Below are 20561 nucleotides of genomic sequence, written 5' to 3'. Positions count from 1 at the left end.
ATGCTTCGCGCGGCTCACCAGGGCCGAGGATCGGCCGTTCGGGATATGGAACGGGCGCACGGTATGAGGAAGAATGGATCTCTCCCTCAACCACACAGGTCGTGACGACATGCAAAGCACGCCCGGGACAGCAGTGAGCGCGATTCTCGTTCCGCGCTCCCCTACATTGACATATGCCAGCATATGTTTAGAATGGGCGCATCGTACTCCCATGGAGTGGCTCATGCGCACCGTTTCCATTTTCAAGAATGCCCGCAATCAGGCCATCCGCATCCCGAAGGACATGGAATTCGAGGGTGTGACCGAACTCGAGATCCGCCGCGAGGGCGACACGCTGCTGCTGCGGCCGGTGCGCCCGACGTGGTTGTCGTTCGCCAATGAACCGCTGGCCGATGCCGACTTCCTGGCCACGCGCCCGACCGTCGTCGAATCCGGCCGTTTCGACCTGTCCAGCGCCGATGACGATGCACCGACGGAGCCCGGCCGGTGACCACGCTCTACATGCTCGATACGAACATTTGTTCGTTCATCATGCGCGAGCGGCCGCCCGTGGTGTTGTCCCGATTGCAGTCCTGCGTCAATGCGCAGCACCGGATCGTCGTATCGGCGATTACCTATGCCGAGATGCGGTTCGGCTCAGTCGGCAGAAAGGCATCGCCGAAGCATGCCGAACTCGTGACGAACTTTGTCGCCCGGCTGGACGGCGTGCTGTCGTGGGATACCGCGGCGATCGATGCAACGACCGCGATTCGAGTGGACCTAGCCGCACGTGGCACGCCGATCGGTGCAAACGATGCATCGATCGCCGGCCACGCGATCGCGGCCGGCGCCGTGCTCGTCACCAACAATAGTCGCGAATTCAACCGTGTCGCGGGATTGTCGCTCGAAGACTGGGCCGCTTCGGCATGAGGCTGTGCAGGCACGATGGCATGGCCGTCGCGCGGCAGCATGTCATTCCCGATGAACGGGCGGACTCGCGAGGAAGCCGCCACGGAACGCATCGAGATACCGATCGGCGTCGTCATTGAATTCACCCGGCAACAGCGCGAACGCACGGGCCTGCAGATCCTGCCCGAGCGTCGCGTAAGTCGCTTCGTCTGACAACAACGCGCGGATCGCATCGTGCGTGTGCGGTGACGCGATCCGCTTCGCGTCGCGTGCGAGCAGCGCCGCTGCCGCCAGCTCCGGCTCGAAACCATGTTGTTCGAGCAGGTCGGGCGCGACGTCCCAGATGCGCTCGCGATCGCCCGCATCGTGAAAATGCGTGAGCAGGAACAGCAGGTCGTACGCGTCGCTATTCTGGCGCGCGCGCCGGTCCTTCCACGCGAGCAGCTTCAGCAGCGCGAGTGCCGGCAGGCTCGCCACCGGCACCGTGATGCCGGCGCCGATCAACACGGCCAGCGCCGTATCGACCGCCTCCTGAAACCCCAGCACATTGAGCACGAAGTCGCCGCCCGGCGGCCATGCAATTTCACCGGGCGGCGTTTCGAGCGGCCCGAACGGTACGAGATCGAGTTCGGTGCGAAAACCCGGCGTACCGCTGTCGAACAGCAGCTTCTGCCGATGCTTCGGCGCGCGGGCGAATTGTCCGGTCGCGACGAGCGCATCGACGAGCCGTTCATGAAACGGCCAGTTGACCGCGCACACCGCGACGTCGACGTCGCGCGTCGCACGCACCGGCCGGATGCCGTGGACGTGCCACATCAGGATGTCGCGCGCGGTCGCGCCGGCCACGACGAATGCCGCGTCGAGCCGCGCGCAGGCCGCGCCGACCGCCTGCAGCAGCGCGACCGCCGCCGGCTCGAGCGGCCGGCGCGCGTCGATTTCAAGCGGGCAGGTGGGCGAGGTATCGGTCATGGATGTGTTCCGCGGCGGCAAGGTTGCGGCTGTCTCCGGACGAGACGAGATCCGCGTAGATCAGGAGCGGCGGCACGAGCGGCATGTCCTGCTCGCGCCAGTCGAGCGCCGGCGAGGGCGGCCAGAACGCTTCGAGCAACTCGACATCGCCGTGCTCGTCCGGGCGCAGGCGCGCCTGGACGAGCAGGCGGTTCGACGCGGCGCCGTGCGTGTAGACGGTGATCGCGGCGGGCTTCAGGTCGTGCGTGAGCAGATCGGCCGCCGGTTCGCCGCCGAGCCGCGCATCGAAGGCGGCGAAATCGAAGTCGCGCCACCAGTCGGGGGCGAGCGCGGCAAAGCGCCGGGCCGGCAGTTTCGCGCGCAGGCGGCTCGGATACAGTGCGACCCATTCCTGCAAGAAGCGTGGCCAGTCGGGCATCAGCCGTTCGCCGTTGCGCCGCTGTGCGACGAGGCCGCGCGCGATCAGGTCGTCCATCGCGAGGTTGACCGTGCCGAGCGCGACGCCCGATGCGGCCGCGATCGCGCGATACGGCTGCGCGACGAGGCCCGGCTGCGTCGCGAGCGCGAACATCACGGCGAGCCCCTTCGGCGTCGTGGCGCGCGACGCCTGCCGGCGCCGCATGCGGGCCGGTTTCGGGCGGCCCGAGATCATCACCGTGGCCTCCGGCTGGAGCAGGCACGCGTTGCCGGCGGTATCGACGAACGGAATGCCTTCATCGGTCAGGCGAGCGGCCAGTTCGGCTGACACGTACGGCGCGACCAGCATCAGCGGCCGCTCGCCGGGCACGGGCGCGCTGCCACGGCGCCGCAGCGCCGCGCGCGCATCCTGCATGGATTCGACGCCGACGCTCACGGCCGCCGGCATCTCGAAGGTCTGCCCGGCAATGCGGAAGCGGATCATCGCGTCGGCGTGCGGCTGGTATGCGGCCGGCACGCGTACGGGCCGGGCGTGGAAGCGTCGGGTCGCGCGTTCGAACGCGGCGCACGCTTCGTTCAGCACGTGCTGTTCCGCTGTCGGAAGAGTGGCGTTGTCGGGCATCGGAGCGGTTCGCTTGTTCACTTTTTTATCAGCGTACACAAAAAATGTACAAGCGTCAAAAAATGAACAACTACGGCCAACCCTTTGGTGAAACGGAACTATTCCAGAATTTCGGACGGCTATCAACGATTCCTCCGCCAGACAATCGCGATCGAACCCACAGTGTCATACGAGCTGAGCCGGCGGGGCACTCGTCCGGACGGCCGGTATGCGTGGTCCGCCGACTCCGTCGCCCGTCGCGGGTGCTCGGCTGGCAACTAAAGGTTGTCTCCGTGACGACTTTACGTCTGTCCGGTTGCTGCTCGTCGGACTATCCTTGCCAGCACACCCACAGCACACAGGAGACGACACCGTGACGCACAGCGTGATCCCCGCAGGCCTCGCCGACGAAATGATCCAGATCCGGCACCGCATTCATGCCCACCCCGAACTGGGCTTCGAGGAATTCGCGACGAGCGACCTCGTTGCCGAGCAGTTGCAGGCGTGGGGCTACACGGTCCATCGCGGGCTTGGCGGCACGGGCGTGGTCGCGCAGCTGAAGGTCGGCGACGGCGCGCAGCGCCTCGGCCTGCGCGCCGACATGGACGCGCTGCCGATCCACGAGTCGACCGGTCTGCCGTACCAGAGCACGATCCCCGGCAAGATGCACGCGTGCGGCCACGACGGCCACACGGCGATGCTGCTTGCCGCCGCGAAGCACCTCGCGCGCGAGCGCCGCTTTTCCGGCACGCTGAACCTGATTTTCCAGCCGGCCGAGGAAGGGCTCGGCGGCGCGAAGAAAATGCTCGACGACGGACTGTTCGAGCAATTCCCGTGCGATGCGATCTTCGCGATGCACAACATGCCCGGTTTCCCGACCGGCAAGTTCGGCTTCCTGCCGGGGCCGTTCATGGCGTCGTCGGATACCGTGATCATCGACGTGCAGGGGCGCGGCGGCCACGGCGCGGTGCCGCACAAGGCGATCGACCCGGTCGTCGTGTGCGCGCAGATCGTCATCGCGCTGCAGACGATCGTGTCGCGCAACGTGTCGCCGCTCGACATGGCGATCGTCACGGTCGGCGCGATCCATGCGGGCGAGGCGCCGAACGTGATTCCCGACCGCGCGCAGATGCGCCTGTCCGTGCGCGCGCTGAAACCGGAGGTGCGCGACCTGCTCGAAACGCGCATCAAGGAAGTCGTTCATGCGCAGGCGGCCGTGTTCGGCGCGACCGCGACGATCGACTACCAGCGCCGCTACCCGGTGCTCGTCAACGATGCGGACATGACCGCATTCGCCCGCGGCGTCGCGCGCGAGTGGGTCGGCGAAGCGAACCTGATCGACGGGATGGTGCCGCTCACCGGCAGCGAGGATTTCGCGTTCCTGCTCGAGAAGCGGCCGGGCTGCTACCTGATCATCGGCAACGGCGACGGGGAGGGCGGCTGCATGGTGCACAACCCGGGCTACGACTTCAACGACGCGGCGCTGCCGACCGGTGCGTCGTATTGGGTGAAGCTGGCGGAGGCGTTTCTGGTGTGATGGCGAATGCGGGGTGAGGTTGCGGCTAGGCATTCACAATCCGCTCCCAGCCATTACATACGGCATGTACATTGCCTTGGTATATGCCCATCGTGTTCTAACGAAGTGAACCATGTCGCAAAAAGCATCTATTTCCCAAGACGATCACGTTGCGGAGTACGTCGGCACCGACGTGCAGCCGGAGCGATGCTCCGATAGCGACACCGTACGAGCGAGATTGCGGCCGCTCGGATCACGCGAAGCGCAGGCGCGCGCGCTGCACGACGCGCTGGACGCCGGGGACGCTTCAGGGCCTCCCCAGACGTTCGACGGGGAAACCTTCCTGGCGCGCATGCGGGCGCAACGCGTTGCGGTTAAGGCCGGTCACCTGTGGTCGCACGATTCATGCCCCGAATCCTGAAGACCGTTGGCGTCGTACCGTCGAAGGCCGGCCGCTCCGCACGCTCGCCGCTCATGTCTCGAACACATCCCCACCGAACAACGCCACCGCCGCATCCGGATTCGACGGCCAGTACATGTGCATGTACGTCGCGACGATCGCGCCGGAGCGATACACGGCTTCGCCACTGCCGGGCTCGCCATCGGGCCGCGCAGCACTCGCCACCGGCTCGAGCGGCGTGTCGAGCCGCGAATAGTGAAACGTGTGGCCGCGCATCGGTCCGGTGCGCGTCTCCAGTTGCTGCATCCCGAGCGCCGCGAACCGGCGCTGCATCGTCGCCTGGCCCGGCAGCAGCCCGAGCATCGGTCTCGTCACGCCATCCACGTCGGTCAGCGACTCGCACAGATACACCATCCCCCCGCATTCCGCGACGATCGACCGGCCGGCCGCCGCGTGCGCGTGGATCGTCCGCGCGGTCACGGCATTCGCCGCGAGCGTCGCCGCATGCAGCTCCGGATAGCCGCCCGGCAGGAACAGCGCATCGCAAGCGTCGGGCACGGGTTCGTCGGCCAGCGGCGAGAAGAACCGCAGTTCCGCACCGAGCGCGTCGAGCAGCGCGAGATTGGCCGGATAGATGAACGAGAACGCCGCATCGCGCGCGATCGCGATCCGCTTGCCGGCGAGCGCGCGCGGCAGCGGGGCCGCAACGTCCGGTTCGACGAACGCGACGGCGGGCGGCAATTCGACGAGCGCCGTCTGCGCGAGCACGTCGGCCGCACGTTCGAGCCGCGCATCGAGATCGTCGATGTCAGCCGGCTGGTGCAGCCCGAGATGGCGCTCCGGCAGCGCGATGCCCGCGTCGGCCGGCACGTGCCCGAGCCAGCGCAGGTCGTCGGGCAGCGCCTGCCGCAGCAGTTCCGCATGCCGCGGCGAGCCGACGCGGTTCGCCAGCACGCCGTAAAACGGCACCTCGGGCCGGAACCGCGCGAGCCCGAAAGCGATCGCCGCGAACGTCTGCGCCATCGCCTTCGCGGAAATCACCGCGACGACCGGCACGCCGAACGCCGCCGCGAGATCGGCGCTGCTCGGCGTGCCGTCGAACAGTCCCATCACGCCTTCGATCAGGATCAGGTCCGCGTCGCGCGCGGCGTCCGCAAGCAGCGCGCGGCAGCCGGCTTCACCGACCATCCCGAGGTCGAGCGCATGCACGGGCGCGCCGCTCGCGCGTTCGAGCAGCATCGGATCGAGAAAATCCGGCCCGGTCTTGAACACGCGCACGCGCCGGCCGAGCCGCCGATGCAGCCGCGCGAGGCCGGCCGTCACCGAGGTCTTGCCCTGGCCGGACGCGGGCGCGCTGACGAACAGCGCGGGGCAGGCCGGCATCGGTCAGAACTCCACGCCGCGCTGCGCCTTCACGCCTTGCTCCTTGTACGGATGCTTGACGAGCCGCATTTCCGTGACGAGGTCGGCCGCATCGATCAGCGCGTCGGGCGCATGCCGCCCGGTGACGACGACGTGCACGGAAGCCGGCCGTGCGGCGAGCGTCGCGAGCACTTCGTCGAGCGGCAGGTATTCGTACTTCAGCACGGTGTTCAGCTCATCGAGGATCACCATCCGGTACTCGCCGCTTTCGATCATCCGGCGCGCCTCGTCCCAGCCCTTGCGGGCCGTCGCGATGTCGGCGTCGCGGTTCTGCGTGTTCCACGTATAGCCGTCGCCCATCGTCACGAAGTCGCATTGCGCGACCGCGCCGAGGAAGTCGCGCTCGGACGTATGCAGCGCGCCCTTGATGAACTGCACGACGCCGAGCCGCATGCCGTGGCCGAGCACGCGCACGGCCATGCCGAACGCTGCCGTGCTCTTGCCCTTGCCGTTGCCGGTGTTGACGATCAGCAGGCCCTTTTCCTGCGTGGCGGCGGCCTGCTTCTTTTCATGACCGGCGCGGCGGCGTTCGGTCATCCGCTGATGGGATTCGGCATCGGTCTTCATCGGGAGTCGTCCTGTCGAAAGCGAAACAAAGGAAAAGGGTTCACAGCGGGCCGGCGAGCGCGACCGTCACGCCGCCCAGGATGGATTTGGGGCCGAGCAGCCGGCCACCGGGCGCCGCGAGCTGCGCGCACGGCTCGGCCACGCCCGCGACGCCGAAACGCTCGAGTGCCGCGGCCGACGGCCCGCTCAATGCCGGTCCGGCGTACTGCGCGAGCCGTGCCGTGTCGAACGCGACGAGCGGCCAGCCGCGCCGCGCGCACAGCGCGCGCAGCGGCCGGGCCCGTGCCTTGTCGGCGAGTGTCGCGACGACGGCCGGCTCGGCGTCCGGGTAGTGCGCGAGCGCCGCGCGTATCGCGGCATCGAGTTGCACGGCCGTCACGCCCGCGCGGAAGCCGACGCCGAGCGCGACGCGCATCATCCGCGGCCGCCGAGCGCCGCGCGCACCGCCGGATCGTCGGCAAGCGCCGCGACGCGGCCGATCACGACGATCGCGGGCGAACCGATGCCGGTCGCGGCCACGCGTTCGACGACCGTATCGAGCGTCGCAAGCACGTGCCGCTGCCCGTCGCGCGTCGCGTTCTCGATCGCCGCGCACGGCGTGTCGCCGGCCAGGCCGCCGTCGCGCAGCGCGGCTGCGATCGCGTCGAGGCGGCGAATGCCCATGTAGATCACGATCGTCATCCGCGTCGCGGCGAGCGCGTGCCAGTCGGGCTCGTCGGCGCCGGCGCCGTGGCCCGTGACGAAGATCACGCCCTGCGCGTCGCCGCGATGCGTGACCGGAATGCCGAGCGCGGCCGGCGCGGCGATGCCTGCCGTGATGCCGTTCACGACCTCGACCGGGAAGCCCGCCGCGCCGAGCGCGAGCAGTTCCTCGCCGCCGCGGCCGAACACGAACGGATCGCCGCCCTTGAGCCGCGCGACGCTGCGGCCCGCGCGCAAGTGCGCGAGCATCGCGGCGACGATCGTTTCCTGCGGCGTCGACACATGACCGCCGCGCTTGCCGACGTGCTCGATGCGTGCGTCGGCGCGCGCATGGCGCAATACCTCGGGGTTCACGAGATCGTCGACGAGCAGCACGTCGGCCGCGGCGATCGCGCGCACGGCCTTCAGCGTCAGCAGATCGGCGTCGCCGGGGCCGGCGCCGACGAGCCATGCGCGGCTCATCGCACGCGGCACGGCGCGCACCGTGTCGTAGCGGTGGAAAGGGGACAGCGAGCGGCACATCGGCGGCCGGCGGACAGGCAATGCATGACGGATCGGGCGAAGCCCGCGCGAGCGCGAGCGGAATGCGCACCCCATCCGTCCCCCGCGGATCGGGCGTTCGGCGAGCAGTGCGCTCGCCCCTTGCGTCGGCCGGTATCCGGGCTGGCCGCTTGCCAGGCCGCAGCCTTCCCGCCCGCTGAAGGGCAGTGGCATCGCGGGCGGCCTGGGCGCGGGCGGGGGAATCGCGGCGCGCGGGCGGCGTACCGTTGCGGGGACAGCACAGGCCGGGCGGACGTCCGCCTCCTGTTTCCCGTTTAACTGCATGCACGGAATGCGCATGCGAGCACCGAACGCGGCGCATACGATAGCACAGGCGTGCACGCCACAAGCCGCCCGGCGCACCGGCTGCGCGGGGCCGGCGCGTCAGCCGGCGAGATCAGAACTTGTATGCCGCCGTCAGCGTGAACGTCCGCGGCGAACCCGGCATGATCTGCGCCGCGCTCGTCGCGCTCGCGTAATAGTCGCGATCGGTGAGGTTGACGGCCGCCAGCGTCACTTCGAGGTCGCGTGTCCGGTATCCGGCCTTGCCGTCCCAGCGTACGTAACCGGGCAACTTGAGCAGGTTGTCGCGCTCGGCGTAACGCGCACCTTCGTAAATCAGCCCGAGTTCCGCGAAAAATCCGAGCAGCGGCGCGTGGCCGACGAACAGGCTGCCGTTCGACGGCGACACGCCCGCCGGCCGCTTGCCCGCGTACTTCGGCTCGGCATCGACCACCCGCGCGTGCTGCCATCCGATGCCGCCGCGCACGAACCAGTCGCCCGCGAGCCGGCCGGCGACGCTCAGTTCCAGTCCGCGATTACGCTCGAGGCCGGTCAGGTCGAAAAATCCTGGCCGGATCGGATCGGCGATGCGGCGGTTGTAAAGGTCGAGCTGGAACAGCGCGACGGTCGTGCTGAGTGCGCCGCCACGCCAGTCGCTTTTCACGCCGACCTCGTATTGGCGCGTGTATTGCGGGCCGAGATCGTTGGTATTGCCGCGCGCGTTCGGCGTGATGCCGATCAGGTCGCCGCCGACCGGCGCGAAGTTCTTGCTGTATGACGCATACAGGCTGTGCGCGGCGACCGGCGACCACACGACGCCGAGCCGCGGGCCCCACGCAGTCGTCGTGCGTCGCGAACGCAGGTCGTCCAGAAGGTTGCTGGAATCGACGTCGAAGCGTTCCCAGCGCAGGCCGCCGAGGAGCTTCCACGATCGCCCGAGCTCGATCCGGTCCTGCGCGAAGACCGCATAGTCGCTGACACGATGGCGGTTCATCGCGAATGGGCGGGGCGCCGAGCCGGCAGGGACGACACCGTCCGGTCCGGTAATCGGCACCGGTGCCGCGCCCGCCTGCAGGAGCTTCGGCGCGCGCCGTTGCCAGCCGTATTCGATGCCGAACAGCAGGTCGTGCAATCCCGGCCCGGTCGTGAGCTTGCCGCTCAATTCGACGCCGGTCTGCACATTGAGATGCGTCATGTCCTGCAGGTAGCGCGCACGCGGCACGTACCGGTAGTCGCGCGGTTTCGCGACGTAGCTCTGCGTGACGTAGGTATTGTCGAACGTGCTGTGCAAATTCAGCACGCCCAGCGTATGCCGCACCCGCCAGTCGCCGCCGAGCGCGTGGGTGAAGACCGAGCGCCAGTTCAGGTTCGCGTCGCGGAGGGTGTCCTGGCCCGCCGCACCGAAGAAGGTGGTCCGCGACGCGGACGGCAGCGAGAACGCGACCGGCTTGCCGGTCGAGTCGGCCGCGGTGACCGGCGCGGGCATGCCGCGATCGGGCACGCGCGTGTATGCGTCGTATTCGAACTGCAGCAGCCAGCTTCGTCGCGCGTCCTGCCATTTGATCGAAGGCGCGACGTACTGGCGCGTGCCGTCGACATGGTCGCGGAAGCTGCGTGCGTGTTCACGCCCGGCGTTGAGCCGCATGCTCCATGCGCCGGACAGCATCCGGTTGAGATCGACCGATGCGCCGAGACGTCCGTCGCTGCCGGTTGCGGCCGAGACATTTCCGAAGTTTTCGGGCAACGGCTGCTTGGTGATCCGGTTGATGACGCCGCCGCCGCTGCCGCGCCCGTACAGCGCTGCGGCCGGCCCCTTCAGCACTTCGATGCGCTCGATGTTGCCGAGGCTGCGCACGTATTGCGCATCGTCGCGCATACCGTCGAGCAGCAGGTCGCCCGCGCCGGAAAAACCGCGAATGCGGAACGAATCGAAGCGCGTATCCGACGTGTTCGACAAGCCCGGCACGCCGGCCAGCGCATCGGCAAGCGTGCGACCGCCATAGGACAGCGCTTCGTCGACCGAGACGCTGTCGACGGTTTGCGGTACGTCACGCGGGTCGCTGGCGGTGCGGGTCGCCGTGCTCACGCTGTCGGGACGCGGATCGTACGGATGACGGCGGCTGCGCACCTCGAGCGCGGGCAGTTCGTCGTCGAACTCGGCCGCCGCCACAGGCCATGGCGCAACGCCGGCAATCGAGCCCAGCGAAAGGGCCAGCAAAGGAAAACCCCATCCGGATATCTGCGGTTTTGACATGAAGATTTAAGGATCACTGAATGACTGCCTCGCTTTGCCATTGCGTCGCTGCGGTTTTCTTGTCGAGCAAAGTTTATCTCGATCAGTTGAAAACGACAATCATTCGCGTTTGCCATCTGCGGGCCGCCTTGACGCTCCCGGCACCGCCGCCTACACTCGCACGCGTTTTGGTGCTCGCGCGCGCTGCTCCGGCGTGCGCAGTTAAACGGGAAACAGGGAGCCTGACTGCACCGCAGTCGAGCCAACCTGTGCTGCCCCCGCAACGGTAAGCGAACGTGTCGCGCGCAGCGCGACGCAGCGCCGCTTCGCCGCATGCCTGCCGCATGCGGACGACCGCCACTGGATGCCGCGCATCCGGGAAGGCGAAGCGGCGTGTTCGTCAGCCCGGATACCGGCCACAACGTTGGGGTTCAGCGCCGCGGGGAGGCGGCGCATCGTCCACGGCCGCAGTACGCCCGACGCCCGAACGTTTTCCGCTTCCTCCGCCGATCCGTCCGCCGCGCGTATGCGCGATGCGCGGGCCGGTGCGACGAGCGGCAGGCGGCGCGGGCAGGGCACGCGGCAGCCGTGTTGGCATTCATCATGTCGACCGTTCGCAAAGGAGCATCATGCTCGACTCGTTCTTCCGCCTGTTCAACGACAGCCCGTCCGGGCTGCGCGGCAAAATCGTCGCGATCTATTCCTTGCTCGCCGCCTTCAACGTCGGCGCGTGGATCTGGGCCTTCGTCGCATTTCGCGACCAGCCCGTGCTGCTGGGCACCGCGCTGCTCGCGTACGTGTTCGGGCTGCGCCACGCGGTCGACGCCGACCATATCGCCGCGATCGACAACGTCACGCGCAAGCTGATGCAGGAAGGCCGCAGCCCGCTCGGCGCGGGCCTGTTCTTCTCGCTCGGCCATTCGACGGTGGTGATCGTGATGTCGGTCGCGGTTGCGCTGACCGCGGCATCGCTCGCGCGCTTCGAGAGCATGAAGACCTGGGGCGGCGTGATCAGCACGAGCGTGTCGGCGTTCTTCCTGCTGGTGCTCGCGGCCGCGAACCTGCTGATCCTGATCTCCGTGTACCGGACGTTTCGCGCGGCCCGTCGCGGCGAGGCGATCGTCGATGCCGATCTCGACATGCTGATGAACCAGCGCGGCGTGCTCGCACGCCTGTTCCGCCCGCTGTTCCGGCTCGTGTCGCGCAGCTGGCACCTGTATCCGGTCGGCTTCCTGTTCGGCTTCGGCTTCGATACCGCGACCGAAATCGCGCTGTTCGGCATTTCGGCCACGCAGGTGCAGGGCGGCCTGTCGTTCTGGTCGGTGATGGTGCTGCCGGTGCTGTTCACCGCGGGCATGACGCTCGTCGACACGACCGACGGCATCCTGATGATGGGCGCGTACCGCTGGGCGTACGTGCGGCCGATCCGCAAGATCTACTACAACATGACGATCACGTTCGTGTCGGTGCTGGTCGCCGCGCTGATCGGCGGCATCGAGGTGCTCGCGCTGCTCGCGGACAAGCTGTCGCTGCAGGGCCCCGTGTGGGACTTCTCGACGATGGTCGCGTCGCATTTCGGGATGCTCGGCTACGTCGTGATCGGCCTGTTCCTCGCGTGCTGGATCGTGTCGGCCGCGATCTACCGCGTCAAACGCTACGACGAGATCGACGTGACGCTCTCGGCCTGACCCCCTCATTCGCCACAGGACCCACCATGACCCTACGCAAGCTTCCCGTCACGATCGTCACGGGATTTCTCGGCAGCGGCAAGACCACGCTGATGCGCCATATCCTGCAGCACGCGCAAGGCCGCCGCATCGCGGTGATCGTCAACGAATTCGGCGAGCTCGGCATCGACGGCGAAATCCTCAAGGGCTGCGGCATCGGCTGCGACGATGCGGACGGCGCACCGGACGAAGCGGCCGGCCAGCTGTACGAACTCGCGAACGGCTGCCTGTGCTGCACCGTGCAGGAGGAGTTCTATCCGGTGATGGAAGCGCTCGTCGAGCGCCGTGCCGACATCGATCACGTGCTGATCGAGACGTCGGGCCTCGCGCTGCCGAAGCCGCTCGTGCAGGCATTCAACTGGCCGACGATCCGCAACAGCTTCACGGTCGATGCGGTCGTGACCGTCGTCGACGGGCCGGCCGCCGCGAGCGGCCAGTTCGCGGAGAACCCGCAGGCCGTCGACGCGCAGCGCCGCGCCGATCCGAACCTCGACCACGAATCGCCGCTGCACGAGTTGTTCGCCGACCAGTTGTCGTCGGCCGATCTCGTGATCGTGAACAAGGCCGACCTCGTCGGCGACGCGCAGTTCGCCGACGTCGAAGCCGCGATCCGCGAGGAAATCCCGCCGCAGGTGAAGATCGTGCGCGCGACGCGCGGCGAACTCGATGTTGCGATGCTGCTCGGGCTCGAATCGGCGTCGGAGGAAACGATCCACCTGCGTCACGACCATCACGGCTCGGCCGACGGCGGCGACCACGATCACCATCACGCCGATTTCGATTCGGTGGTGGTGGCGGGCGACGCGGGTTCGCGCGACGCGACGATCGCCGCGCTGCAACACGTGGTCGAGACGCATACGATCTACCGCGCGAAAGGCTTCGCGGCGCTGCCCGATGCGCCGATGCGGCTCGTGATCCAGGGCGTCGGCCGCCGTTTCGACAGCTATTTCGACCGTCGCTGGCAGGACGGCGAAACGCGCGCGAGCCGTTTCGTGCTGATCGGCGAGGATCTCGACGCGGCCGCGCTGCAGCACGCGTTCGACGCCGCGTGTGCCGCACAAACGCAGCAGGCGTAACGCACGATGCATCTGCTGCGCACCACGCCGGGCGGCTTCGTCGACGATACGCAGGGCGTCGTCCGGATCGACCAGCAACCGGCCGACATCGTGATCCTGAGCTCGGCCGACACGACGCTGTCGCTGCTCGCCAGCGTCGTGCCGAAACTGCCGGCCGGTTTCCCGAGCGTACGGCTCGCGAACGTCACGTTCCTGCGGCAGCCGGCGTCGGTCGATTTCTACGTCGACGACGTGCTGCGCCACGCGAAGACGGTCGTGATCGATCATCTCGGCGGCGAAGCATACTGGCCGTACGGGATCGAACAGGCCGTGTCGCTCGCGTCGAAACGCCGGCAGCAGCTCGCGATGTTCTCGGGCGACCTGCAGGAAGACCCGAACCTCGTCGCGAAGAGCACGGTCGCGCCCGAGCTGTGCCGGCTGTGGTGGCGCTACCTGCGCGAAGGCGGGATGCACAACGCCGAAGCGCTGCTGCGCAGCATTGCGTTCCATACGCTCGGTTTCGGTGACGAACCCGAGCCGCCGCGCCCGCTGCCGGCCGCGGCGCTGTATCACCCGGCGCGCGACCCGGCGAGCGTCGACGACTGGCACGCACGCTGGACGCCCGGCGCGCCCGTCGTCGCGATCCTGTTCTATCGCGCCCACTGGCAGGCGGCGAATACCGCCGTGTTCGATGCGCTGGCCGACGCGCTCGTGCACGAAGGGCTCAATCCGCTGCCGATCGCGGTCACGTCGCTGAAGGATACGGTGAGCCGCGAGGTCATCACGCAGCTGTGCGACACGCACCGCGTCGCGCTCGTGCTGAACACCACGGCGTTCGCGGCCGGCGCGATCGACAGCCCCGAGCCCGACGTGCTCGCCGGCGACGCGCCGGTGCTGCAGGTGATCCTGTCGGGCGGCCACCGCGACGCGTGGCTGGCCGACAACCAGGGGCTGCACGCGCGCGACATTGCCATGCACATCGCGCTGCCCGAAGTCGACGGGCGCATCGTCACGCGTGCGGTGAGCTTCAAGGGGCTCGCGTATCGTTGTCCGCACACCGAAGTCGACGTCGTGCGCTATCAGCCGGACGCCGAGCGGATCGCGTTCGTCGCGGCGCTCGCACGCGGCTGGTGCCGGCTGCGCACGCTCGACAACGGCGACAAGCGCATCGCGCTGATCCTCGCGAACTATCCGCAAAGCGAGGGGCGGATCGGCAACGGCGTCGGGCTCGACACGCCGGCGTCCGCGCTGCGCGTGCTCGCGGCGCTGCGCGACGCAGGCTATGCAGTGGCCGACCTGCCGGCCGACGGCGACGCGCTGATCGCGCGGCTCACCGAAGGCGTGACCAACGATCCGGCCGTGCGCGCGCTGCGCCCCGCGTTCCAGAGCTTCGCGCTGGCCAACTACGTCGCGCATTTCGCGCGGCTGCCGGCAGCCGTGCGCGACGCGCTGAACGCACGCTGGGGCCCGCCCGAAGCGGACCCGACGCTGCGCCACGGGCGCTTCACGATCGCCGGGTGGCGCGCGGGCAACGTGTTCGTCGGCATCCAGCCGTCGCGCTCGCGCGATGACAACGACTATGCGAGCTACCACGACGCGGACCTCGTGCCGCCGCATGCGTACCTCGCGTTCTATTTCTGGCTGCGCGATGCGTTCGGCATCGACGCGGTCATCCATCTCGGCAAGCACGGCAACCTCGAATGGCTGCCGGGCAAGAGCGTCGCGCTGTCCGATGCGTGCTGGCCCGACCTGACGCTCGGGCCGCTGCCGCACCTGTATCCGTTCATCGTCAACGATCCGGGCGAGGGCAGCCAGGCGAAGCGCCGCGCGCAGGCGGTGATCATCGATCACCTGATGCCGCCGCTCACGCGTGCGGAGAACTACGGGCCGCTGCAGGATCTCGAGCGGCAGGTCGACGAGTACTACGAAGCGTTGATGGTCGATGCGCGGCGCGCGAAGCTGCTGCGCAAGACGATTCTCGCGACGATCGCCGAGCATCGTCTGCATGATGAATTGAGCGTGTCCCCGCCGCGCGATGCGGGCGACGAGGATGCGCTGCTGACGCGCGTCGACGCGTGGCTGTGCGAACTGAAGGAAGCGCAGATTCGCGACGGGCTGCACGTGTTCGGCGCGTCGCCGGCCGAGCGCCAGCGGCGCGATACGCTGCTCGCGCTCGCACGCTTTCCGGTCGGCGACGGCAAGGGCGAACGCGCGGGGCTGATCGCGGCGCTCGCGCGCGATCTCGCGCTCGGCGACGCGTTCGATCCGCTCGCGGCCGACTGGGCCGCGCCGTGGACAGGGCCGCGACCGGCCGTGCTGCAGGCGCTCGACGCGTCGCCGTGGCGTCATGCGGGCGACACGCGCGAGCGGCTCGAACGGCTCGCGCAGCAGTGGCTCGACGGGCTGTGTGCATCCGACGGCCGCGCTTTCGCCGATGTCGGCGCCGGCGCGGCGCCGCCAGGCGAATGGCCGCACACGCTCGCGGTCATCGAACGCGTGCGTTCGACGCTGATGCCCGCGCTCGACGCGTGCGGCACCGAAGAAATGCGCCAACTGCTGCGCGGGCTCGACGGCTGCTTCGTGCCGCCGGGGCCGAGCGGTTCGCCGTCGCGCGGCCGGCCCGACGTGCTGCCGACCGGCCGCAACTTCTATTCGGTCGACACGCGCGCGGTGCCGACGCAGGCCGCGTGGACGCTCGGGCTGAAATCCGCGCAGCAGCTGATCGAGCGTCATCTGCAGGACCACGGCGACTATCCGCGCGCGATCGGCCTGTCGGTGTGGGGAACGGCGACGATGCGCACCGGCGGCGACGATATCGCGCAGGCGTTCGCGCTGCTCGGCGTGCGGCCGAAATGGGCGCACGGCAGCCACCGCGTGACCGACTTCGAGATCCTGCCGATCGAGATTTTCGACCGGCCGCGCATCGACGTGACGCTGCGCGTGTCGGGCTTCTTCCGCGACGCGTTCCCGAACCTGATGCACCTGTTCGACGCGGCGGTGCAGGCGGTGGCCGCACTCGACGAGCCCGAGGAACTGAACCCGATCCGGGCACGCATCGAGCGCGAACGCACGAAATGGATCGAGCAGGGCGTGGCACCCGACGAAGCGCGGCGCCGCGCCGGCTGGCGCGTGTTCGGCGCGCGGCCGGGCAGCTACGGCGCGGGCCTGCAGGACCTGATCGACCAGCGCCGCTGGCAGACCGACGCCGATTTCGCCGACGCGTACCGTCAGTGGGGCGGCCACGCATACGCGCAGAACAGCGCGGGCGACGCGGCGCCCGACGTGTTCGGCGAGCGGCTCGCGACGATCGACGTCGTCGTGCAGAACCAGGACAGCCGCGAACACGACATCCTCGACTCGAACGACTACTACCAGTTCCAGGGCGGGATGACGGCGGCCGTGCGCCACCTGTCCGGGCAGCAGCCGAGCATCTACCACGGCGACCACGCGAATCCGGCCGCGCCGAAGATGCGTACGCTGCGCGAGGAAATCGCGCGCGTGATCCGCTCGCGCGTCGTCAACCCGAAATGGCTCGACGGCGTGAAGCGTCACGGCTACAAGGGCGCGGCCGAAATGGCTGCGACCGTCGACTACCTGTACGGCTATGACGCGACCGCGCGCGTGCTGTCGGACCACCAGTACGCGCTCGTCGCCGACGCGTACCTGTTCGACGACGACACCCGCGCGTTCCTCGAACGCCACAACCCGAAGGCGCTGCACGGCATCTGCGAACGCTTCGTCGAAGCGATGCAGCGCGGGCTGTGGCAGCAGCCGGGCGACTATCGCGAGCGGATCGAAGCGGTCTGGCTCGACAGCGAACAACTCCAGGAAGGAGGACGGCGATGACCGATCCGACAACGCATCGCACGCGCGCGGTATTCCCGTTCGCGGCGCTGGTCGCGCAGCAACCGCTGCAGCAGGCGCTGCTGCTCGCGGCGATCGACCCGTCGCTCGGCGGCGTGCTCGTCAGCGGCCCGCGCGGCACCGCGAAATCGACTGCCGCACGCGCGCTCGCGGAATTGCTGCCCGAAGGCGAATTCGTCACGCTGCCGCTGTCGGCGAGCGACGAGCAGGTCACGGGCACGCTCGATCTTGCGCATGCGCTCGCCGAGAGCGGCGTGCGCTTCCGGCCGGGGCTGCTTGCGCGCGCACATCGCGGTGTGCTGTACGTCGACGAGGTGAACCTGCTCGCCGACGGGCTCGTCGATACGCTGCTCGACGTCGCCGCGAGCGGCGTGAACGTGGTCGAACGCGATGGCGTATCGCACGCGCACGACGCGCGCTTCGTGCTGGTCGGCACGATGAATCCCGAGGAAGGCGAACTGCGCCCACAATTGCTCGACCGTTTCGGGTTGATGGTCGAACTGGAGAACTGCTTCGATGCCGCGCAACGCGAACGGATCGTGAAGGCGCGGCTCGCGTTCGATCTCGATCCGCACGCGTTTCGTGCGCGTCACGCGGCCGCACAGTGCGAGCTCGGCGAGCGGATTCACGCGGCGCGGGCGCGGCTGTCGGCGCTCGATTTCGACGATGCGGTTCACGCGCGGGTCAGCGCGCTGTGCATCGAAGCGGCCGTCGACGGGTTGCGCGCCGATCTCGTGATGCTGCGCGCCGCGCGTGCGCTCGCGGCGCTGGAGCAGGCCGGCGCGGTGACGGTGTCGCATGTCGAACGCGTGGCCGACGCGGTGCTGCGGCATCGGCGTCATGCGGGGTCGTCGCCGCCGTCGCGCGCGTCGCAGGCGGATGAAGACGGCGGCGGCAACCGTGACGAACGTTCCGCGCCGGACCCGCGCTCGCGGCCCGACGATCAAGCGCGTGCGGCTCGCAACGATGCAACGTCATCGCAAGCCGACTGGGGCTACCTGCCGCCCGAGCCGGCCGGGCGGCACGATGTGAAAGGCGTGGTACCGCTGCCGCTAAAAAAACGCTGAGCCATCGAGCCGACGCCGCCGCGAACGCCGTTCGCGGTCCTCGATGGCAATCAGGCGCCGCCGCGCGCGTGCCGGGTGCGGTGCGTGCCGGCACGGCCATTGCGTGGCCGGCGACGCTCGCCGCGAAGCGCGGCGGTCCGCTGCACGCCGGCCATCTGCGGTTTCGCAAGCAGGCCGGCACACCGCGCGCACTCCATTGCTTCGTGCTCGACTGTTCGGCGTCGATGCTGTCGCACGAACGGCTCGCGCTCGCGAAAGGGTTGATCGTCGCGTACTTCGACCAGGCCGCGCGCGAGCGCATGGAAACCGCGCTGATCTGCTTCGGCGGCGACGGCGCCGCGCGGCGCTTCGGCCCGGCCGTGCCGCGCTGGTGGAATGCGCGCTGGGTCGACCCGGTGGACGGCGGCGGCGGCACGCCGCTCGCGGACGGCATCGCGGCCGCCGCGCAGTTACTGGCACGCGACGCAAGGCGCACGCCGACGCCGGACAAGCAGCGCTGGCTGTGGGTGCTGTCCGACGGACGCACGCGCGAGACACCGCCGAAACCGGCCGCCGCCGATCACGTCGTGTTCGTCGATTTCGACGACGCGGCCGTGCGGATCGGGCAGGGCAGGCGGCTCGCCGAGGCCTGGGGCGCGCGATGGACGACCGCGGCGGCGTTGTGCGCCGGAATGGCCGGCTGATGCGCTGATCGAGCCAGCGAGTGAGGCGTGCGCGGCGTGCGCCGGCGGCGCTGCGCTATGATCGCCGTTTCTGCTTACTGGAACACCTGCCATGCAAGTACTCGTCGATGCCGACGCGTGTCCCGCCGTCATCAAGGACATGCTGTTTCGCGCCGCGCGTCGTGCCGAGATCTGCGTGACGCTGGTCGCGAACCAGTTCCTGCGCACGCCGCCGTCGCCGTTCATCAAGGCAGTGCAGGTGCCGGCCGGCTTCGACGTGGCCGATGCGCGGATCGTCGAGCTCGCGGAAGCCGGCGATCTCGTGATCACCGCCGACATTCCGCTCGCCGCGGCCGTCCTCGACAAGGGCGCGCACGCGCTCGACCCGCGCGGCAACTGGTTCAGCCGCGAGAACATCGAGGAACGGCTGTCGACGCGCGCGATGATGGACCAGCTGCGCAGCGCGGGCATCGATACCGGCGGCCCGGCGCCGTTCAGCGCACGCGACGGCAAGGCGTTCGCATCGCAGCTCGACCGGTTTCTCGCGCGCCACGGCAAGCCCTGACCAAGCGCTGATGCGCTGATGCGCGTGCGTGCCGGCGCGGCGATGCGTCACTGGTTTCGCGTCGAAACGTCCGCTGCGGCAGAATACGAATTCGCCCGTCATTGACCGCGAGATGCGAACGACCCATTGGAGAGCATGAATGTCACTGACCCAACTCCTCGTTCCGACCTTCACCCAGATGCTGCGCGCGCAGTCCGCGTGGCTCGACAAGGCCGTCGCGCACCGGCAGGCCGCCGGCGACGCGCCCGATGCGTTGCTGACGCTGAAGCTCGCGCCCGACATGTATCCGCTCGCCGCCCAGGTGCGGTTCTCGTGCTTCCAGGCGATGGAACCCGTCTACCGGCTGCGCGGCGAGCCGCTGCCGGACGCACTGCTGGCGCTGCGCGAAGCCGGCTGGCATGCCGATGCGCAGCCCGGCACGCTGAGCGACGCGCAAGGGATCCTGTCGGGCACGATTGCGTTCCTCGGCGAACTCGCGCCGGACGCACTCGATCACGGCGCCGCGCGGCCGATCGCGCTCGAATTGCCGAACGGCACCGCGTTCGACATGACCGGCGAACAGTACGTGCGCGACTGGGCGCTGCCGCAGTTCTACTTTCACTCGATCGCCGCGTACGCGATCCTGCGCCATTACGGTGTCGAGCTCGGCAAGGCCGACTACGTGCCGCACATGCTGGCGTACGTGCGGCCCGATACGATTCCGCAGGGTTGAACGGATGCGCGCGCAATCCGGCCGCCGCGCGCAGGCATGATGCGGGCGCTGTTCGTCTGCAGCCGCAACCGGCTGCGCAGCCCGACCGCCGAAGCGGTGTTCGCCGCGTGGCCGGGCGTCGAAACCGATTCCGCCGGCCTCGCGCCCGACGCCCACACGCGTTTGACCGCGGAACAGCTCGACTGGGCCGAGATCGTGTTCGTGATGGAACGCGCGCACAAGGCAAGGCTGTCCGCCCGATTCGGCGCCCAACTGAAGCACAAGAAGATCGTCTGCCTCGACATTCCCGACCGCTACGCCTACATGCAGCCCGAACTGGTTGCGCTGCTCGAACGCAAGGCCGGGCCGTTGCTGCGCGCGTAAGCCGCCGGA

19 protein-coding genes and 2 riboswitches are annotated in these 20561 nt (G+C 68.9%); of the genes, 12 read left to right on the top strand and 7 right to left on the bottom strand.

Annotation, left to right across the window (positions count from 1 at the left end):
- Nucleotides 1–223 precede the first annotated feature (223 nt).
- Nucleotides 224–490, top strand: a complete 267-nt coding sequence (gene vapB / locus C7H84_RS30705) for a type II toxin-antitoxin system VapB family antitoxin (protein ID WP_121862319.1) — start codon at nucleotides 224–226, stop codon at nucleotides 488–490.
- The gene (locus C7H84_RS30700) at nucleotides 487–909 is read left to right on the top strand and encodes a type II toxin-antitoxin system VapC family toxin (protein ID WP_121862318.1); all 423 of its coding nucleotides are present in this window, start codon (nucleotides 487–489) and stop codon (nucleotides 907–909) included. Before vapB ends, C7H84_RS30700 begins: the two co-directional genes overlap by 4 nt.
- A 42-nt stretch (nucleotides 910–951) precedes the next feature.
- Here C7H84_RS30700 and C7H84_RS30695 read toward each other — a convergent pair whose 3' ends face one another.
- Nucleotides 952–1857, bottom strand: a complete 906-nt coding sequence (locus C7H84_RS30695; RefSeq protein ID WP_121862317.1) for a nucleotidyl transferase AbiEii/AbiGii toxin family protein — start codon at nucleotides 1855–1857, stop codon at nucleotides 952–954.
- Nucleotides 1826–2896, bottom strand: coding sequence for a type IV toxin-antitoxin system AbiEi family antitoxin (locus tag C7H84_RS30690; protein WP_121862316.1), 1071 nt, complete (start codon nucleotides 2894–2896; stop codon nucleotides 1826–1828). Before C7H84_RS30690 ends, C7H84_RS30695 begins: the two co-directional genes overlap by 32 nt.
- 352 nt (nucleotides 2897–3248) lie before the next feature.
- On the opposite strand from C7H84_RS30690, the gene C7H84_RS30685 reads away from it, so the two are divergent.
- Nucleotides 3249–4412 carry a M20 aminoacylase family protein gene (locus tag C7H84_RS30685; RefSeq protein ID WP_121862315.1) on the top strand — a complete coding sequence of 388 codons (1164 nt, stop codon included), beginning with the start codon at nucleotides 3249–3251 and terminating at the stop codon, nucleotides 4410–4412.
- Nucleotides 4413–4524: 112 nt separating this feature from the next.
- Nucleotides 4525–4812 carry a type II toxin-antitoxin system ParD family antitoxin gene (locus tag C7H84_RS30680; RefSeq protein ID WP_121862314.1) on the top strand — a complete coding sequence of 96 codons (288 nt, stop codon included), beginning with the start codon at nucleotides 4525–4527 and terminating at the stop codon, nucleotides 4810–4812.
- Nucleotides 4813–4863: 51 nt separating this feature from the next.
- On the opposite strand, the gene C7H84_RS30675 is transcribed toward C7H84_RS30680, so the two are convergent.
- The 5 genes from C7H84_RS30675 to C7H84_RS30655 form a co-directional block, all read right to left on the bottom strand.
- Nucleotides 4864–6174 carry a cobyrinate a,c-diamide synthase gene (locus C7H84_RS30675; RefSeq protein WP_121862313.1) on the bottom strand — a complete coding sequence of 437 codons (1311 nt, stop codon included), beginning with the start codon at nucleotides 6172–6174 and terminating at the stop codon, nucleotides 4864–4866.
- 3 nt (nucleotides 6175–6177) lie between these two features.
- Nucleotides 6178–6780 carry a cob(I)yrinic acid a,c-diamide adenosyltransferase gene (gene cobO, locus C7H84_RS30670; RefSeq protein WP_121862312.1) on the bottom strand — a complete coding sequence of 201 codons (603 nt, stop codon included), beginning with the start codon at nucleotides 6778–6780 and terminating at the stop codon, nucleotides 6178–6180.
- 40 nt (nucleotides 6781–6820) lie between these two features.
- Complete coding sequence (locus tag C7H84_RS30665; RefSeq protein ID WP_121862311.1) at nucleotides 6821–7198, bottom strand: cobalamin biosynthesis protein; 378 nt, start codon at nucleotides 7196–7198, stop codon at nucleotides 6821–6823.
- The gene (cobA, locus tag C7H84_RS30660) at nucleotides 7195–8004 is read right to left on the bottom strand and encodes a uroporphyrinogen-III C-methyltransferase (protein WP_205611478.1); all 810 of its coding nucleotides are present in this window, start codon (nucleotides 8002–8004) and stop codon (nucleotides 7195–7197) included. The genes C7H84_RS30665 and cobA overlap by 4 nt, the downstream gene beginning before the upstream one ends.
- Nucleotides 8005–8113: 109 nt before the next feature.
- A riboswitch (cobalamin riboswitch) is annotated at nucleotides 8114–8349 on the bottom strand.
- Between the two features lie 70 nt (nucleotides 8350–8419).
- On the bottom strand, nucleotides 8420–10522 hold the full coding sequence (locus C7H84_RS30655) for a TonB-dependent siderophore receptor (RefSeq protein WP_276208420.1): 2103 nt from the start codon (nucleotides 10520–10522) through the stop codon (nucleotides 8420–8422).
- 187 nt (nucleotides 10523–10709) lie between these two features.
- A riboswitch (cobalamin riboswitch) is annotated at nucleotides 10710–10973 on the top strand.
- Nucleotides 10974–11166: 193 nt separating this feature from the next.
- On the opposite strand from C7H84_RS30655, the gene C7H84_RS30650 reads away from it, so the two are divergent.
- From C7H84_RS30650 to C7H84_RS30615, 8 genes are all read left to right on the top strand, one after another.
- Nucleotides 11167–12225, top strand: coding sequence for a HoxN/HupN/NixA family nickel/cobalt transporter (locus tag C7H84_RS30650; RefSeq protein WP_121862309.1), 1059 nt, complete (start codon nucleotides 11167–11169; stop codon nucleotides 12223–12225).
- Nucleotides 12226–12251: 26 nt separating this feature from the next.
- Entirely contained in the window at nucleotides 12252–13340 is a 1089-nt protein-coding gene (cobW, locus tag C7H84_RS30645) for a cobalamin biosynthesis protein CobW (RefSeq protein ID WP_121862308.1), read from the top strand.
- A gap of 6 nt (nucleotides 13341–13346) precedes the next feature.
- Entirely contained in the window at nucleotides 13347–17165 is a 3819-nt protein-coding gene (gene cobN / locus C7H84_RS30640; RefSeq protein ID WP_121862307.1) for a cobaltochelatase subunit CobN, read from the top strand.
- Nucleotides 17162–18250, top strand: coding sequence for an ATP-binding protein (locus C7H84_RS30635; RefSeq protein ID WP_121862306.1), 1089 nt, complete (start codon nucleotides 17162–17164; stop codon nucleotides 18248–18250). The genes cobN and C7H84_RS30635 overlap by 4 nt, the downstream gene beginning before the upstream one ends.
- 68 nt (nucleotides 18251–18318) lie before the next feature.
- Nucleotides 18319–18933: a magnesium chelatase gene (locus tag C7H84_RS30630; protein WP_121862305.1), complete on the top strand. Its 615-nt coding sequence runs from the start codon at nucleotides 18319–18321 to the stop codon at nucleotides 18931–18933.
- Nucleotides 18934–19024: 91 nt separating this feature from the next.
- Nucleotides 19025–19477 (top strand): YaiI/YqxD family protein, encoded by a 453-nt coding sequence (locus C7H84_RS30625; RefSeq protein ID WP_021160082.1) that lies wholly within the window; start codon nucleotides 19025–19027, stop codon nucleotides 19475–19477.
- Between the two features lie 139 nt (nucleotides 19478–19616).
- On the top strand, nucleotides 19617–20189 hold the full coding sequence (locus C7H84_RS30620; protein ID WP_121862304.1) for a DUF1993 domain-containing protein: 573 nt from the start codon (nucleotides 19617–19619) through the stop codon (nucleotides 20187–20189).
- Nucleotides 20190–20225: 36 nt separating this feature from the next.
- A complete protein-coding gene (locus C7H84_RS30615; RefSeq protein WP_121862303.1) occupies nucleotides 20226–20552 on the top strand; it encodes a low molecular weight protein tyrosine phosphatase family protein in 327 nt (108 codons plus the stop codon).
- Nucleotides 20553–20561 lie beyond the last annotated feature (9 nt).

The sequence above is a fragment of the Burkholderia sp. Nafp2/4-1b genome, from assembly GCF_003635165.1.
Taxonomy (GTDB): domain Bacteria; phylum Pseudomonadota; class Gammaproteobacteria; order Burkholderiales; family Burkholderiaceae; genus Burkholderia.
This window is presented reverse-complemented; position numbering and strand designations above follow the sequence as displayed.